The organism is Amycolatopsis sp. NBC_01307 (assembly GCF_035975215.1).
Taxonomy (GTDB): domain Bacteria; phylum Actinomycetota; class Actinomycetes; order Mycobacteriales; family Pseudonocardiaceae; genus Amycolatopsis.
Map to the genome: position 1 here is coordinate 2,040,774 of NZ_CP108403.1, position 16,240 is coordinate 2,057,013.

Here is a 16,240-nt window from a genome sequence, read left to right on the forward strand (position 1 = left end):
CGTAGTGCTCATGCGCCACGACACCTTCCCCGCCCCGTCCACCGTCAGCGAGCAGGCCCAGGAGTGGCTCGCCTTCGACAAGAGCGAGCTGACCTACCCGGCCCTGGACGACACCGGTGGCTGGCTCGCGCTGGCCGAGGAAGCCGACCGGTCCGCGGCCCGGCGGTTCCCGGTCGCCGACCTGCCGGTCACCGTCGAGGACCTGGACGTCGACGGCGTCGCCGTGTACGCCGCGAGGCCCGAGGGTGTCGAGGAGGCCGCGGACGAGCCGGTCTACCTCTGGATGCACCCCGGCGGCCTCGTGGTCGGCGGCGGGGACGCGTGCCGTATGACGACGGCGCGGACCGCGTCGAACGCGGGGCTGCTCGTGTGGGGCGTGGACTACCGGCTGCCGCCGCTGCACCCGTACCCGGCCGGGCTCGACGACGCGCTCGCCGTGTACCGGCGTCTGCTGCGGGACCGTGATCCGGCGCGGGTGTTCGTCGGCGGCGACTCCGCCGGCGGGAACATCGCCGCGGCCCTTCTGTTGCGCGCCAAGGACGCCGGGCTGCCGATGCCCGCGGCCCTGGTGCTCAACACCCCGCAGGTTGACCTGACCGAGTCGGGCGACACCTTCCGGACCCTGGCCGGTGTGGACAACGTCCTGCGCAGCCTGCGCACGCCGAACGCGCTCTACGCGGCCGGGGCGGACCTGCGGCAGCCGTACCTCTCGCCGGTCCTGGGCGACCTGACCGGCTTCCCGCCCACGTTCCTCCGCAGCGGCACCCGCGACCTGTTCCTCTCCAACACCGTCCGGATGCACCGCAGGCTGCGCGACGCCGGCGTCGCGGCCGACCTGCACGTGTTCGAGGCCATGCCGCACGCCGGGTTCGGCGGTGACAGCCCGGAAGACCGGGAGGCCGTCGCCGAGCAGCGCCGCTTCCTCGCCGGGCACGGCGTGCCCCTTCGCGAGAAGGAGGACGCGTGAAAGCCGCGCGGTTCAGCCGGTTCGGGGCTCCAGAGGTGCTCGAAATCGTCGACCTCCCCGACCCGCGGCCGGCGGCCGGGCAGGTCCGGATCACCGTGCGCGCGGCCGGCGTCAACGCGAGCGACTGGAAGAAACGCCAGGGCCTGATGGACCCGGACCTGCCGCAGACGATGGGCTACGAAGCGGCGGGGATCGTCGACGAGCTCGGCGAGGGCGTCACCGACGTGGCCGTCGGGGACCGGGTGTTCGGGCTGTCCGAGGGCGGTGCCGCGCAGGCCGAACGGGCCGTCCTGTCCTGGTACGCGCCGATCCCGGCGTCGCTGGACTTCGCGTCGGCGGCCGCGTTGCCGGTCGCCGGGGAGACGTCGGCGCGGGCCCTCGACCAGCTCGGCGTCGAAGCCGGCGACACGCTGCTGGTCAACGGCGCCTCGGGCAGCGTCGGCACCGCCGCCGTCCAGCTCGCCGTGGCCCGCGGCGTCCGCGTGATCGGCACCGGAAGTGCTGCTACGCACGACTTCCTGCGCTCGCTCGGGGCGGAACCCGTCGCGTACGGCGAAGGCATGCCGGAGCGGGTGCGCGCGCTGGCCGCCGACGGCGTGGACCTCGCGCTCGACGTCGCCGGGAACGGCGTCCTGCCCGAACTGGCCGACCTCGCGGGCGGCCCGGAGCACGTCATCACGGTCGCGGACTTCGCCGGCGCGCAGCGGCACGGGGTGCGGTTCAGCCGGGGCGACGGCGGCCGCGCGTACTACGTGCTGGCGGAGATCGGCCGGCTGGCCGACGCCGGGCGCTTTGTCGTCCGGGTCGGTGGCACCTTCCCGCTGGCGGGCATCGCCGAGGCGCACCGGGCCGGGGAAGCCGGTCGCGTCCGCGGAAAGCTCGTACTGCTGATGGGTTAGCGCGCCGGACAGAAGCGGACAGGATCTTCGCCGGCCCGCTCCCCGGCCGGGATTCCGTGGTGCAATGGCCTTTCGGTCCGGCAGGCCCGGTGCCGGGGAAGGTGCACGGCATGAGCCACGGACGCAGGACCGCACTCGCACTCCTGGCGCTGGTCACCGCGTGCGGCGTCGTCTCCGGCGTGGCGCCGGCGACGGCGGATCCGGTCGCCGCGCCGACGCTCGAGTTCGCGAACCCGGAGAGCCAGGCCCTGTTCGGCACCGCGTACGCGGCCGCGTTGGACAACCTGCTGCGCACCAACACGATCGGCTACGACGCCAAGTACGACAAGAGCGGTTTGCTGGACCCGGCCGTCGGCCTCGTCCGCGCCGGTGGCGGGTACGACCAGCCGTGGACCCGGGACGCGTCGGTGAACAGCTGGAACGCGACGAGCCTGCTGGCCCCGGCGCTGGCGGAGAACACGCTCTGGGCGGTCGTCGACAAGGACGCGAGCGGCGCGTTGCGGGTGCAGCAGGACGACCAGCAGTGGGACCAGGTCGTCTGGGTCACCGCCGCGTGGCACCACTACCTGGTCACGGGGGACCGGCAGTTCCTCGGCGACGCCTACCGCACCGCCGGCGACACGCTGACCATCCGGGAACACGCCGGCACGGCCGGGTTCAACGCCACGTACGGGCTGTTCACCGGCCCGTCGTTCTTCAACGACGGCATCGCCGGCTACCCCGCGCCGCCCGCCGACGCGACCGAGTCGGTCAGCACGGGCAGCTCGCCGTGGCCGGGCGTCGCGAGCGGGATGTACTTGAGCACCAACGAGGTCTACTACGCCGCCTACGTCAACGCCGCGAACATGGCCGACCAGCTGGGAAGTCCCACGGAGGCCGCCGGCTACCGGACCAAGGCCGCCGCGCTGAAAGCCGCCATCAACAACCACTTCTGGAACGCCGCGACCGGCCTGTACGACTACCAGCTGCTCGCCGACGGCACGAGAGGCGCCTACCAGGAGGGCACCGGGCTGGCGTTCGCGATCCTCTTCGGCGTCGCGGACCCGGCCCAGGCCCGGTCGATCGTCACCCACGCCCGCGAGATGACCTGGGGGCTGCCCGACACCTACCCGCACTGGGACCGCTACTCCGCCGCCCAGCCCGGCAGGCACAACGCGATCGTCTGGCCGCTCGTCCAGGGCCTGTGGGCGAAAGCGCTGGCGGAGCAGGGAAACCAGAGCGGATTCGCGTCGGAAACGGCGAAACTGGCGAAGCTGGCCGGCGGCAACAGCGGGTTCTGGGAGATCTACAACGGCGACACCGGGGTCGTCGACGGCGGCTGGCAGCGGCTCGGCGACACGGTGAAGTTCCACTGGGGCTCGCAACCCGACCAGACCTGGTCGGCCACGGCGTTCCTCGACATGGTCCACACAGGACTGTTCGGCCTGACCTTCACCGACCGCGGCCTGGCGTTCACGCCGGATCTGCCCGCGGGCTGGGGCGACGTCACCCTGCGGAACCTGCGTTACCGCAACGCGGACCTGACGATCGCCCTGCACGGGGCGGGCACCCGGATCAGCGCGTTCACCCTCGACGGCCGGCCCGCGCCCGGCAACGTCGTCCCGGCGACCTTGAGCGGCGCGCACCGCGTCGAGATCACCCTCACCGGCGCGCCCGCCGGCGACCGGGACGGCGACCATGTGGCGGACGCCGCCGACCGCTGCGCCGACACGGCCGGCACCGTCGCCGGCTGTCCCGCCCCCGGGCACCTCGAGGCCGAAGACGCGCACAACACCGGCGGGGTCAAGACGAACGTCAACCACACCGGCTACTCCGGCCGCGCGTTCCTCGACGGGCTCTGGGCCCAGGGCGCCGCGTCGTCGTTCACGCTGCACCGCACGTCGGCCGACGCCACGACGGGCGCGATCACCGTGCGGTACGCGAACGCCAACGGCGACGCGCGCACGATGACGCTGTCGGTGGCCGGGAAAGCCGTGCGGCAGGTGAGCTTCCCGGTGGTCTCCGCCAGCTGGGACGCCTGGGGCACGGTGACCTTCACCGGCGTGCCGCTGAGCGGCCGCGACCCGGTGGTGACGCTGTCGTACGCCCCCGGCGACACCGGCTCGATCAACCTCGACTGGCTGGAGTACCACGGCTGACTACCCGTGGTAGCCCAGGTTCAGCACGAGGTCCGCCACCGCGAGGGCCAGAAATACGACTCCGCCGACAAGCTGACGGGAACCGACGCGCAGGTGGGCCGTGAGCGCGCCGAGGAAGTACAGCACCAGCCCACCGGCGGCGAGGACACCCAGCAGCGGCACGGCGAGCCCGGCCAGCAGCCCGGCCGCCCCCGCGGCCAGGGCCGAGCCCAGCCACGGCAGCCACGACCGCGGGACGCCCTTCATGTCCGCCTGGGCTTTCGGGTAGTCGTGCCCGATCAGGTAGAAAACCGCGGCACTACCAGTGAAAACCGCGGCGACGAGGGTAACGCTGAGATAGGCGGCGAACATGGCCTCCCTTTCTGCTGAGCTGTCCGCCGATGGACGACGCGGGCCCGCAAGACGTGACAAACCGGGACTCGGCCGGTGACGTGATGCTGCCGGCGAATCCTCTGCCGCGGCCCTCGTGAGTGTTCAGGGCGGTTCTAACCGCCCTAAACACTCACGACCAGCCGCGGCAGACCGCTCACCGGCGCCTCGCCACGAATTCGCCACCAGCGCCCCTGCGACTCGCCGCCGAGTGGGGAAGCCGCCCGGGGGAGTGGGGTCAGCCCGCGACGAGCGGCCAGAAGACGTCGTCGACGATCGAGCGGATCCGTTCGGGGGAGACCTGCGTCAGCGTCATCAGGATGTCGTGGCGCATGAGCTGGAACGGCAGGTCCAGGACGTCCTGCGGGATGCGCGCCAGGTCGATCTCGCCGCGGTCGTGGGCGCGGCGGTACACCGGGTCGGAGCGCTTCGGGCCGTCGCCGAGAACCGTCAGCCGGACCTCCTCCGGGGTGAGGCCGGCGCTGTCGTGCAGGCCCGCGAACGTCGCGCCGACGAGCGTCGCCAGCTCGATGCGGCCGGCGTTGATGTTCCGGAGCAGCGCGAGCAGGTCGTCGCGCAGGCTGCCGGTGTCCGGGATCTCGACCGGGTGGGTGTCGCCGTAGTGCCGGATGGCGGCGAGCACCAGGGCGTTCTTGTCCGGCCAGCGGCGGTAGAGCACCGCGATCCCGGTCTTCGCGCGGTCCGCGACGGACTCCATCGTCAGCTTCGCGAACCCGGCGCCGGCCAGCTCCTCCCAGGTCGCGTCGAGGAGCGCGTGCTCCAGCTCGGTTCCCCGGCGGCGGCGTTTGACCTCGGTCGGCATGCGTCCAGGATAAGAGAGACTTGCATTCCTTCGCCAGTCCTCCTACCCTCGCCAATAAGGAAATAATCCCTCTCTTATTGGGGTAGTGATGACAGCGGACACACCGGCGCGCGACGGCGTCGACCCGAAGGTGCTGAAGACGGCGTTGATCCTGGTCGTGGGGGCGCTGGCGGTCGTGTTCGACACGACGATCGTCAGCGTCGCGCTGCACCAGCTGGCGACCAGCCTAGACGTCCCGGTCTCGACGATCCAGTGGGTGACGACCGGCTACATGCTCGCGCTCGGCGCGGCGGTCCCGCTCAGCACCTGGGCGCTCACCCGCTTCGGCGGCAAGCGGGTCTGGATGTTCGCCCTCACCGTCTTCCTCGCCGGCTCGATCGGGTCGAGCCTCGCGTGGGACGCGGGATCGCTCATCGGCTGGCGCGTCCTGCAGGGGCTCGGCGGCGGGCTGATGCTGCCGGTGATGACGACGCTGATCATGCAGGCCGCCGGGGGACACGCGCTCGGCAAGACGATGACCTGGGTCGCGCTGCCCGGGCTGCTCGGGCCGATCCTCGGCCCGCTCGTCGGTGGCGCGATCATCACGGACTACAGCTGGCGCTTCATGTTCTGGGTCAACGTGCCGTTCTGCGTCGCCGGCCTGATCCTCGCCGGCCGCTACCTCCCCAAGGACCCGCCGGCCGCCGCGCGGGCCCGGCTCGACGTGTGGGGGCTCGTGCTGCTCGTCCCGGGCATCGTGGCCGTGCTCCTCGGCCTCTCGAACGCCGGCGCGGCCGGCTTCGGCCGGTTCGACGTCCTCGCGCCGCTCGCGATCGGCGTGGTCTTCCTCGTCGCCTTCACGCTCTACGCGCTGCGTCACCGCGACCCGCTCGTGGACATCCGGCTGCTCGCCGCGCGTTCGGTCGGGTCGTCGACGGCCGTGCTGTTCCTGTCGGGCTTCTCGCTGTTCGGCGCGATGCTGCTGCTTCCCCTGTACTACCAGGAAGTCCGCGGCGTGACGGCGCTGACGGCCGGGCTCATGCTGGTCCCGCAGGGGATCGGGGCCCTGCTCAGCCGCCAGATCGCCGGCCCGCTCACCGACCGGATCGGGGCGCAGTCCATCGCCGTCGCCGGGTTCGTCGTCGTCGCGGCCGCGACCGTGCCGTTCGCGTTCGTCGACGCCACGAGCGACGGCTGGCTGCTCGCGCTGTGGCTGCTGATCCGCGGCATCGGGCTCGGCGCCGTCACGATGCCGGTCATGACGGCTTCCTACGTCGGGCTCGCCCGCGCCGAGATCGGGCACGCGAGCGTCCTGACGCGGATCGCCCAGCAGGTCGGCGGGTCGTTCGGCACGGCGGTGCTCGCCGTCGTCCTGGAGCAGGCCATCGCCGGTGCCGGACCGGGCGCGGCCGTGACGGGCTTCCACGTCGCGTTCTGGTGGGCGACGGGCTTCTCGCTCCTCGCGACCGCGCTGTGCGTGTGGCTGCCGGGGCGCAAGCAGGTCCAGGCCGCCGCGGCCGCGGCGACGTTGGCGGCGGCTCAGCCGGTCAAGTCGGGGAAGTCCTCTGTGTAGCCGAGAAGCAGGTACGGCCGCTCCGGGAGCAGCGCGGCGAGCTGTGCCCAGGCGCCGGGCGCGCCGTAGAGGTGCTTGAGATCGGCGACGACCGCGCGGGCCTCGTCTTCGGACGGCGGGGCCGCGCGGTCGAACCCGAGCAGCGACGCGCCGATCCCCACGTGCCGGTAGCCGTGCGCGGCCAGCCGCCGGACGATCGCGTGGTTCTGGAAGACGGTCCAGTCGGCGGTGAAGTAGCCGTTCGGGATCCCGGCGATCGCGAGGTCGTCGCGGGGGACGGGCACGCGCTGGACGAGCACGACGTCGTCGAGGAAGCCGTCCGGGTCCCGGTTCACCTCGACGAGGGCCGCGACGTCGGCTTCCCCGCCGAGGCGCTCGCCGGGCAGGTCCGCCCACGCGACCCGCGACCCGGGATCGTCGAGGGCGGCGGCGATGTGGGCGGCGCGGGCGTCGGCGTCGTCGCTGTCCGACCAGAGCCGGTCGTCTTGGCCGGCGTGCCCGCTCGTGTACGCACACTGGTTGACGTCGTCGAGCGTGCAGAGGACCCGGGCGGGCTCGTGCTCGGAACGCAGTTCGCCGAGGACGCCGAGCAGGTCGGTGAAGCTACTGACGTCGTCGAGCCGCGCGACGGTGTTCGTGTCCAGCCGGCCGCGTCCGGCCTCTTCGGACGGTCCGTAGCGCGTCACTCGCATGCGCGGCATCCTGCCACCTCGCGGCCGACAACCTGGAGACCCGGGCACGGCGGCTGACGTCAGGCCGGTCTGGCCGCCGGGCGACGGCGGGTGAACAGTGGCTGCAGGGCGAGCAGCAGCAGGACGTAGTACCCGAAACCCGGCCGGACGCAGGCGACGACCACCGCGAGGGCGAAGATGCCCGTGCTCACGACGAAGCTGCGGGTCCAGGCGTCCGACACGGGTTCGGCGTCGCCGTGGACCGCGGGGTCGCCGCGGACGATGAACAGCAGTGCGGTGTGGCACACACTGCCGGCGAGCAGGGTGCCGAGGTAGAACAGCACCGTGAAGCGCTGCGACTGGTAGGCGCCGATGAGCTGGGTCGGGAACGGCAGCACGGCGATCGTGAGCAGCCAGCAGAAGTTGACGAGCACGAGCGGGGTGTTGAACGCGCGCACGTGCTCGAAGATGCGGTGGTGGATGAGCCAGAACCGGCCGATCACGGCGAAGCTGAGCAGGAAGCTGAAGATCTTCGGCCAGTTCCCGGTGACGGCCTCCGTCGCGGGCGCGCCGGCCGCGATCAGTTCCGGCACGAGCTCGGTGAGCGGCAGCACCAGCAGCGTCAAGGCGATGGCGACGACGGCGTCGCTGAAGAAGACCAGCCTCTCGGGCGACCTCTGCCGTTCCATGGGGAGCTCCTGTCGGTGATCGGCCACAGCCGACCCAGGCTACTGAAGCGGCGTGCCGGGGCCGTCGGCGACAGGACTAGCGGGTCTCGCGGTCCAGGGAGGCCGGGGTGCCGCACTGTTCGTGGCCGCCGGTGAGGTCGTCGCGGACCAGGATCAGCAGCCGGGTCAGCTGGGCGCGCTGGGCCGGGGTGAGGGCCTGGAACACGTCGTCCTCGACCGCCTGCTGGGCGGCGGCGGCCTTCTCCAGGCGTTCCCGGCCGAGAGGGGTGAGCAGCACGACGTGCCGACGGCGGTCGTGGGGGTCGCGGTCGCGGGAGACGAGGCCGGCCGCCTCCAGGGGGTTGAGCTGGGTGACCAGGATGCTGGCGGCGGTGTCGACGGCGGTCGCCAGGTCGGTCTGGCCGAGCGGGCCGCGGTCGTGGAGCAGGCCGAGGATCTGGAACTGGCGCGGGGTCAGGTCGTTCGCGGTGTGCGCGTCCCGCAGCCGGCGCATGGTCTCGTTGCCGAGCAGGGCGAACATCAGGCCGGGGCTGTCGCGGTGGCCGGCGGCCGGGACGGTGGTCACCGGCTCACTGTAGCGAACTACATCGTGTAGCGTGCTAAACGATATAGTCGACTCAAGCACTTCCGGAGGACCGCCATGCTCGAAAGCCGCGATGACCTGGGTCTTGCGGGTGCGCGTGCCGTCGTCACGGGTGGCACGCGGGGGATCGGTGCCGCCACCGTGGCCCGCCTCGTCGCGGCCGGCGCGCGGGTGGTCGCCATCGCCCGCACGCCGGCCGACGTGCCGGACGGCGTGCACCTGGTGACCGCCGACCTGACCGTGCCGGCCGAGATCGAGGCCGCCGCCGAAGCGGCGCTCGGCCACCTCGGCGGCCTCGACGTCCTGGTGGCCAACGCCGGCCGCAACCGCCACGTACCCGGCGGCGTGCTCGCGGCGACCGACGACGACTGGCAGGCGAACCTGGACGCGAACCTGCTGTCGGTCGTGCGCCTGGACCGGATCCTGGTGCCGCACCTGACCGCGCAGGGCAGCGGCGCCGTCGTGCACGTCTCGTCCGGCGCCGCCCGCTACCCGCAGCCGTCGGGCATTCTTTACGCGGCCGCGAAAGCCGCGCTCAACGCCTACAGCAAGGGCCTCGCCACCGCCTGCGGCCCGCACGGCGTCCGCGTCACCACGGTGCTGCCCGGCGTCGTCGAGACCAGCGCGCTCGACGCCACTTTGGCGCAGCTGGCGGAAAACTCGGGCCGCACCGTCGACGAGGTCCGCACGCAGTTCCACGCGTCGCTGACCGTGCCGCTGGGCCGGCCGGGCCGGGCGGACGAGGCCGCGGAGCTGATCGCGTTCCTGGCCTCGCCACGCGCGTCCTACGTGACGGGCACGGCCATCACTGTGGACGGCGGCCTGCTCCCGACCCTCTGACCGCGGCGATCCCTTGGCCGGCAAACAGTTCGTCGTAGTAGCTGATCACCAGCGGCCGGGTGAGCATCGCTTCGAAGGTACCGGTGAAGCCGCGCGCGGTCCGCCAGCCGAGGTAGCCGGTGTAGTCCTGCCGCTCGGTCCACTGGGTCAGTCCGGCGACGTGGTCGGGGTCGTCCTGGTCCCGGATGATCCGGATCGTCTCGCAGCCCTGGTGTGCCAGGCTTTCGCGCAGGATCTCCAGCAGCAGGGCGGCGACGTCGTCACCCCGCCCGGGCCGGGCGAAGAGTTCGGTGAGGACCGTGGTGCTCATGTGGTCAGGCTCCGTTCGCTTGCAACAGTTCTCAGTAGGGCGCCGGGGTGTTGTGCACCACGATCAGCGTGGCGATGACGCCGGGAAGTGCGGTGTCCATGACTTTGTCCTTCCGTCGGGAGCCGGCCGCGGTGGCCGGTACCGGTGATGCTGGGCCCGGCGGCCGGGGGAGAGGCAAGGGGCGACCGGCGGGTGGACCTTCCGGCCGGGGGAAGGTTCAGAATGAGCGCCATGCGAGCAGGTCTGACGGTCGGCGAGTTCTCCCGGGTGACGCACCTCAGCGCGAAGACCCTGCGCCACTACCACGACGTCGGGCTGCTCGAACCGGCCGACGTCGACCCGGCGACCGGGTACCGGTACTACTCCCTCGACCAGGTTCCCCCGGCGCAGGTGATCCGCCGCCTGCGCGGCCTCGACATGCCGGTCGCCGACGTCAAGGCCGTCCTGGCCGCCGAGGCGGTCGCCGACCGCAACAAGCTGATCAGCGCGCACCTGGACCGCCTGGAGACGAAGCTCGTCGAGGCGCGGGCGGCGGTCGACGACCTGCGGGACCTCCTGCGACGCGCTCCCGGCGGTCCGGTGATCGAGCACCGGTCCGTGCCGGCCCAGCCGGCCATCGGGATCCGGGCCGTCATCGACCGCGCCGACGTGCTGAGCTGGTGGCAGGGCGCGCTGGGGGAGCTGAACGGCGTCATCGGCGCGCAGCACCTGCGCCGCACCGGGCCCAGTGGCGGCCTGTTCGACAGCGACCTGTACGAACACGAGCGGGGCGAGGCCGTGGTGTTCGTCCCCGTCGAGGCCGGCCTCCGCCCGGTCGGGCGGGTCACGGCGTTCGTGGTCCCGCCGGCCGAACTGGCGATCGCGGTGCACGCGGGGCCGCTGAACGACATCGACCTCACCTACGGCGACCTGGGCACTTACGCCGCCCGCCACGAGATCGGCGTCGAAGGGCCGCTGCGGGAGTACTACCTGCGGGACCCGATCGAGACGTCCGCCGAAGCCGAGTGGCGGACCGAGGTCGGCTGGCCGATCTTCCGCTCCGACGCCACCTGACGCTCAGGACCGCGCCGGAACGCGGCGAGCGCCGAGCCGGTCGACGTCGCCGAGACGCACCCCGATCCTGCCGATCGAGCCGGCCGCTTCAGTCGACGGTGAGGACGATCTTGCCCCGGAGGTGCCCGCGCGCGGCCCGTTCGTGCGCCGCGGCCGCCTTCTCCAGCGGGAACGTGCTGTCGATCGCGACGCGGATCGTGCCGTCGTCGAGCAGGCGCGCGAGTTCGGCGAGCTGCGCGCCGTTCGAGCGGACCTGGGTGGCCGTGACCGTGACGCCCAGCTTCTCGTTCTCCTCGTCGTCGAACTCGCCGAAGTACACCGGGTACAGCGCACCGCCGCGCTTGAGCGTGCGCAGGAACCGCCGGCTGTCCGGGCCGCCGACGGTGTCCAGCACCAGGTCGAGGTCACGGGCGACCTCCTCGGGCCGGACCTTCTGGTAGTCGAGGAACTCGTCCGCGCCGAGCTCCCGCAGGAACGCCTCGTGCGTGCCCGAGGCGACGGCGATGACGTGGGCGCCCCGCCACTTCGCCAGCTGCAGGGCGAGGTGCCCGACGCCGCCCGCGGCGCCGTTGACGAGCACCGTGGTGTCCGCACCGAGGGGCATCGGCTGGTGCCGGGCCGCCTGGAACGGCGACGGGTGGTCGTGGCCGAGCTCGATCAGGAACTGCCACGCGGTCAACCCCGCCATGGCCAGCCCGGCGGCGGCGACGTGGTCGACGCCGGCCGGCTTGCGGGCGAGGTCGGTGGCCGGCGCGGTCACGTACTCCGCGTACGCGGCGCCCTGCAGGCTGGCCGGGAAGCGGAGGAGGCCGAGGACTTCGTCGCCGGCGGCGAACGCCTCGACGTCGTCGGCGACGGCCTCGACGACACCCGACACGTCCGTCCCCGGGATCAGCGGCAGCGAGAACGGCGGCTTCAGCTCGGGCGGCACGTCGGGCATCCCCTCGCGGGCGTACCAGTCGGGGGGATTGACGCCGACCGCGTGGACGCGCACGAGCACCTCACCCGGCCCCGGCTCGGGCACCGGCACGTCGTCGTACCGCAGGACCTCGGGCCCGCCGAACTCGTGCAACCGGATCGCCTTCATCGTCCGTGGTGACACGGCGTTCTCCTGTCTGCGCACCGGGTACGCTGAACGGATCAACGATCCACTTATGTGGACCACTGATCCGATTATGCGGATCAGTGGTCCGGATGTCAAAGGAGGCGGAGATGCGGGCGGACGCCAAGGCGAACCACGACCACCTGCTCGTCGTCGCGGGCACCGTCATCACCGAGCACGGCGTCGACGCCTCGATGCGCGACATCGCCCGCCGGGCCGGGGTCGGGCTCGCGACCCTGCTGCGGCACTTCCCGACGCGCGAGTCGTTGCTGGAAGCCATGCTGCGCACCAGTTTCGACGAGCTGACGACGAAAGCGGCCGAGGTCGAGACCACGAGCCCGCCCGCGGACGCGCTGCTGGCGTGGCTGCGCGATTTCGTCGCGTGCACGACGAACTACCGCGGCGTGGTGACGTCGATGGTGAACGCCATCGAGGACCCGGAGTCCGCGCTGCACGACTCCTGCGTCACGATGCGCGCGGCCGGCACCCGGCTGCTCACCCGCGCCCAAGCCGCGGGCGCGGCGCGGACCGACATCGACGGCGCGGACCTGTTCGCCCTGGCCGCGTCGCTGGCCTGGCTCGGCGACCAGCCCGCGCTCGAGCCGCGCGTCGAACGCCTCTTCGGCGTCGTCATGGGCGCCGTCCTGGTGAAGGGCTAGCCCGTCACGAGTACGTCCAGTGGCCGAGCCAGGATTCGCGCCACGCCACCGTCAGCTCGCTCACCCCGTCCACACCGGACTGGTCCACGTGGGCCTTCCACGCTTCCTCCAGCGACGCGCACAGCTTGGACGCGGGCAGCTCGGCGCCACCCGAGGCGAACTGGCGCAGGGCCGACTTGGGAACGGCCAGCTTCGCCTTGCCCCGGATCACCGACTGCTCGGTGGCGCGGCAGATGAGGTACTCGACGGTGGTCAGCTCGGCCGCCGACGGCTGGGCGTCCGCCCGCGGCGCGATCTGGGCCAGCGCGCGGTACAGGCAGTCCAGCGGGGCGGCCAGACCCTGGTGCTGGCGGGCGATCTCCCACGACACCCACACGGCCATGCAGTCGGGCATCTGGAACGGGCGGTAGGCGAACGCGGGGCCGGCGAAGGTCTGGTAGTCGCCCGTCGGGTCCGGTGCCGCCGAGCCCGGGCCGTCCGGGTCCGGTGGCAGGCCGAGCCGCTTGAACAGCTCCCGCAGCAGCTTGTACGGCCGGGCCGGGGTCGAGGACTCGCCCAGCAGCTTGCCCAGGATCCGGTTGAGCCGGTCGGCGGCCACGCCGTGGATCGACAGCTGCAGGTGGACGAACGCGACGTCCGACAACGTCGTCCCGGCGCAGCCGACCACCCCCACCTGCGGGTAGCGCTGCAGGAACGCCGTGATCGCGTGCGTGGAGCCGATCCGCGCCGGCCCGACGAACGTCACCGGCAGGCACGTGCCGACCCGCTGGCGGGACCGGAGATCCCCCTTGTACAGCGGGGAGAACTCGCCGTCGGCGTGGTAGACCTCGAACCAGTTGCCCTGCCGGTGCCCCGGGCGCGTGTCGGCGAGCCAGAAGCTGTAGCCGTTCTTCTCGCACAGCTCCCGGAACCGGTCGGCCAGCTCGAACCGCGCGGCCGCGGAGGCGTCCCGCAGCGCGATCGAGAACCGGACCGCCAGCGACGCGCACGGCGGCGCGACCTCCTTGCGGGTGCGCAGGTCGTGGTTGCGGGTCTTGACGATCGTCGGCAGCTGCGCCGGGCACTGCAGGGACAACAGCGGCGCGTCGATGAGCCCGGCCGCGGCGTCGGAGATCTCGCTCGCCAGGTCGCGGATGGCCAGGCCGTGCCACTCGCACACCTCGTGCGCGCCCGGGTCGATCCCGATCAGGCCCTCGAAGGTCTGCGCGGACTCGTAGATGAACGTCGGGTTGGGCGAGGTCGTCTGGTGGAACACCCAGGCGCCCGGGCGCTGCTGCGGGCGTTCGGCCGGCTGCTGGCCGTCGACGCGTTCGACGACTTCGGTGCCGTCCAACGGCTTTCGGGTGCGGGTGCCGATCACGACGCCGGCGCCGTTCGTGGCCGAACACAGCGTCTCCAGGAAGATCGTCGTGTCGGAGTCGTCGGACACGAGCTCGCGCAGGTAGCCGTGGCGGGCCGTCGCGTGGTGCACCTCGAAGTCCACTTTGGTCACCGGCTGGCGCGCGATCTCGAAGCCGGCCCGGGCCAGGTCGGCGACGTTCCGCACGGAGATCCGCTGGTTGCGCACCTTCACCACCCCCCGGACGAGTCGAACCGGACGTCGGCGTCCAGCGGCCTGCGGCGGTCCCAGGCTCCGGCGCCCGCCCACCGCGGCGCCCCGATGCGGGACAGCGGGATCGCCGAGACCCGCCACGACACCTGGCTGAACAGCACGAGCGCGGCGAGCACCGGCAGCCCGACGGCGATCGTGAGCGTGACCTGCACGACCTCGCCCCGGCTCTGCGTCGCGACGGCCGCGGCGAACCCGGCGACGGCCGCGATGCTCAGCTGCACGAGCGCCTGCGGCAGCGTGCCGAGGTAGCCGAGCACGGTGCGGCGCGGCGGCAGCGACAACCGGCTGTAGAGGAAACCCGGCAGCAGCAACAGCATGGTGATCACGGACTGGCCGTCGCCGATGTGGCCGAGCGTCTCGGTGGCGGCCCGCCCGTAGAACCACGGGCTGCCCACCAGCATCCAGCCGAGCACGAACGAGACCGTCGCGACGGCCAGCGCGTAGAACGTCACGTTGAGCGGCCCGGACTTCGTGGAGTCCTTGAGCACCAGCGTCGCGCGCACCCGGACGTGGTCGCCGCGCGCGTCGCGGCCGCCGGAGCGGCGCCAGTACGCCCGCGCCTCGTTGTCGGCGATCCCGTTGACCAGCACCAGGTCCTGCCCGAACTCCCGGTCGGTCAGCTCTTGGGCGGCCTCGCGGAGGTTCGCGGCGGTGAACTCCGGGTGCCGCCGCAGCGAGTTGTCGAGCTCGCCCGAATCCGTCCGCACGGCCTCGCCCGTGGTGGCCGCGGCGGTGAGCCGGTGGCAGGCCGGCAGGCTGCGCGGCGACAGCTCGACGCCGGACTGGCCGGCCTCCCACTTGCGGCGGCGCACCAGGTCCGCCAGCCGGCGCAGCACGGTCTGGGCCTGCAGCTCGAGGATCTTGTGCCGGGCGCCATCGGCTTCCTGCAGCGGGGCGGCGTCCTGCCGTTCGGCCAGTGAGGCCAGGTCTTCGACCAGGCCGTCCACCTGGTGCTGGTCGGCGTCGGTGGACAGGTACATCCGGGAGATCTCGGCCTCCGGCGCGGTGCCCGCCACCAGGTGGTACGACTTCAGCGTCGCCGGGATCATCGTCTCGTAGCTCACGACGTACCCACGGCGGCTCGACGCCAGCCGCCGCCACTGCTCCCGCGCCACGGGCTGGCGCGCGTCGACGTGCAGCGGGGTCTCGTAGCTGAGCCGGTGTTCCTCGACCGTGTCGTCCAGCGCCACCACCAGCATGTAGTCGCGGACGGCGACGTTCAGCAGGTAGGCGTACTCGACGAGCAGGTCGGCGCAGCCGGCGAGGATGTCGAGCGCCAGTTCCCGGCACTGCCGGCCGTACCCGGGCACCGTGCCGCCGGCCGGGGCCAGCGCGAACTCCTCCTCCGGGTGGTTCCGCTCGGTGAGCAGCGTCAGCAGCGCCTGCTGGATGAGCCAGCGCGGTTCGTGCACCTGGAACAGGAAGGTGTTCAGCTCGTGCTTGGCGGTCTGCGCGTTCTCGTCGCCGGCGAGGATCCCGCGCAACAGCCGGTAGAGCCCGGCGGCGACCAGCCGCGACGCCTCGTGCTGGGTGAGCCGCGGCAGTTTCTGGCCCGAGCTGTCGAAGACGTCGACGGGGGAGACGTCGCGGCGCGGCAGCCGGGCCAGCGGCACCCACAGGGACCGCTGCCGGGCCGGTCGCGAGGTGGCCCGTTCGCCGTGTTCCTGCCCGATCAGGTCCTGCAGCTGTGCGGTGGCCTGGCGCTGGCCCTCGTCGAGGAGCTTGAGGCTGACGTCGACCTCGGTGCTGCGCCGCGCCGTCCCGTGCTCGACGACGGTCAGCCGTTCGGTCAGCCGGCGCACGTGGTTGAGCCGCAGCGAGGTGTCCAGCAGCGCCAGCCCGACCGCCGCGCCCTGGCGGGACAGCCGCGGCGGGGCGCCGGGAATGGGAATGGTTTCGATCGCGTGCCGGAGACTGTCGATGCCGTCCACCCCACTGAGAGTAGGAGGTGGGGCGCGTTGATACGAGAAAAC

At 72.5% G+C, this 16,240-nt stretch carries 16 protein-coding genes; 7 read left to right on the forward strand and 9 right to left on the reverse strand.

What is annotated here, in order from left to right; genetic code table 11:
• The first annotated feature begins 10 nt into the window (after positions 1-10).
• The 3 genes from OG439_RS08770 to OG439_RS08780 all read left to right on the forward strand — a co-directional run bounded on the left by OG439_RS08770 (position 11) and on the right by OG439_RS08780 (position 4,004).
• On the forward strand, positions 11-967 hold the full coding sequence (locus OG439_RS08770) for an alpha/beta hydrolase (RefSeq protein ID WP_326948868.1): 957 nt from the start codon (positions 11-13) through the stop codon (positions 965-967).
• Positions 964-1,866, forward strand: a complete 903-nt coding sequence (locus OG439_RS08775) for an NADP-dependent oxidoreductase (protein ID WP_326948869.1) — start codon at positions 964-966, stop codon at positions 1,864-1,866. Before OG439_RS08770 ends, OG439_RS08775 begins: the two co-directional genes overlap by 4 nt.
• 110 nt (positions 1,867-1,976) lie before the next feature.
• On the forward strand, positions 1,977-4,004 hold the full coding sequence (locus tag OG439_RS08780; protein WP_326948870.1) for an MGH1-like glycoside hydrolase domain-containing protein: 2,028 nt from the start codon (positions 1,977-1,979) through the stop codon (positions 4,002-4,004).
• On the opposite strand, the gene OG439_RS08785 is transcribed toward OG439_RS08780, so the two are convergent.
• Together OG439_RS08785 and OG439_RS08790 are read right to left on the reverse strand one after the other, a co-directional pair.
• Positions 4,005-4,355, reverse strand: a complete 351-nt coding sequence (locus OG439_RS08785) for a DoxX family protein (RefSeq protein ID WP_326948871.1) — start codon at positions 4,353-4,355, stop codon at positions 4,005-4,007.
• 256 nt (positions 4,356-4,611) lie between these two features.
• Positions 4,612-5,196 (reverse strand): TetR/AcrR family transcriptional regulator, encoded by a 585-nt coding sequence (locus OG439_RS08790; RefSeq protein ID WP_326948872.1) that lies wholly within the window; start codon positions 5,194-5,196, stop codon positions 4,612-4,614.
• 88 nt (positions 5,197-5,284) lie between these two features.
• Between OG439_RS08790 and OG439_RS08795 the strand changes: the two genes are divergently transcribed.
• Entirely contained in the window at positions 5,285-6,748 is a 1,464-nt protein-coding gene (locus tag OG439_RS08795; protein ID WP_326948873.1) for an MDR family MFS transporter, read from the forward strand.
• On the opposite strand, the gene OG439_RS08800 is transcribed toward OG439_RS08795, so the two are convergent.
• The 3 genes from OG439_RS08800 to OG439_RS08810 all read right to left on the reverse strand — a co-directional run bounded on the left by OG439_RS08800 (position 6,715) and on the right by OG439_RS08810 (position 8,673).
• The gene (locus tag OG439_RS08800; protein WP_326948874.1) at positions 6,715-7,449 is read right to left on the reverse strand and encodes a hypothetical protein; all 735 of its coding nucleotides are present in this window, start codon (positions 7,447-7,449) and stop codon (positions 6,715-6,717) included. The genes OG439_RS08795 and OG439_RS08800 overlap by 34 nt on opposite strands.
• Before the next feature lie 50 nt (positions 7,450-7,499).
• Positions 7,500-8,108: a TMEM175 family protein gene (locus OG439_RS08805; RefSeq protein WP_326948875.1), complete on the reverse strand. Its 609-nt coding sequence runs from the start codon at positions 8,106-8,108 to the stop codon at positions 7,500-7,502.
• A 76-nt stretch (positions 8,109-8,184) separates the two neighbouring features.
• Positions 8,185-8,673: a MarR family winged helix-turn-helix transcriptional regulator gene (locus OG439_RS08810; RefSeq protein WP_326948876.1), complete on the reverse strand. Its 489-nt coding sequence runs from the start codon at positions 8,671-8,673 to the stop codon at positions 8,185-8,187.
• A gap of 75 nt (positions 8,674-8,748) precedes the next feature.
• On the opposite strand from OG439_RS08810, the gene OG439_RS08815 reads away from it, so the two are divergent.
• Positions 8,749-9,531 carry an oxidoreductase gene (locus OG439_RS08815; protein ID WP_326948877.1) on the forward strand — a complete coding sequence of 261 codons (783 nt, stop codon included), beginning with the start codon at positions 8,749-8,751 and terminating at the stop codon, positions 9,529-9,531.
• On the opposite strand, the gene OG439_RS08820 is transcribed toward OG439_RS08815, so the two are convergent.
• The gene (locus OG439_RS08820; RefSeq protein ID WP_326948878.1) at positions 9,497-9,841 is read right to left on the reverse strand and encodes a putative quinol monooxygenase; all 345 of its coding nucleotides are present in this window, start codon (positions 9,839-9,841) and stop codon (positions 9,497-9,499) included. The genes OG439_RS08815 and OG439_RS08820 overlap by 35 nt on opposite strands.
• A gap of 231 nt (positions 9,842-10,072) precedes the next feature.
• On the opposite strand from OG439_RS08820, the gene OG439_RS08825 reads away from it, so the two are divergent.
• Positions 10,073-10,894: a MerR family transcriptional regulator gene (locus OG439_RS08825; protein ID WP_326948879.1), complete on the forward strand. Its 822-nt coding sequence runs from the start codon at positions 10,073-10,075 to the stop codon at positions 10,892-10,894.
• 88 nt (positions 10,895-10,982) lie between these two features.
• Here OG439_RS08825 and OG439_RS08830 read toward each other — a convergent pair whose 3' ends face one another.
• Complete coding sequence (locus OG439_RS08830; RefSeq protein ID WP_326948880.1) at positions 10,983-11,996, reverse strand: NADP-dependent oxidoreductase; 1,014 nt, start codon at positions 11,994-11,996, stop codon at positions 10,983-10,985.
• A gap of 110 nt (positions 11,997-12,106) precedes the next feature.
• Between OG439_RS08830 and OG439_RS08835 the strand changes: the two genes are divergently transcribed.
• Positions 12,107-12,655, forward strand: a complete 549-nt coding sequence (locus OG439_RS08835) for a TetR/AcrR family transcriptional regulator (RefSeq protein WP_326948881.1) — start codon at positions 12,107-12,109, stop codon at positions 12,653-12,655.
• 4 nt (positions 12,656-12,659) lie between these two features.
• On the opposite strand, the gene OG439_RS08840 is transcribed toward OG439_RS08835, so the two are convergent.
• Positions 12,660-14,222, reverse strand: coding sequence for a hypothetical protein (locus tag OG439_RS08840; RefSeq protein ID WP_326948882.1), 1,563 nt, complete (start codon positions 14,220-14,222; stop codon positions 12,660-12,662).
• A gap of 2 nt (positions 14,223-14,224) precedes the next feature.
• Positions 14,225-16,198, reverse strand: a complete 1,974-nt coding sequence (locus tag OG439_RS08845) for a hypothetical protein (RefSeq protein WP_326948883.1) — start codon at positions 16,196-16,198, stop codon at positions 14,225-14,227.
• Positions 16,199-16,240 lie beyond the last annotated feature (42 nt).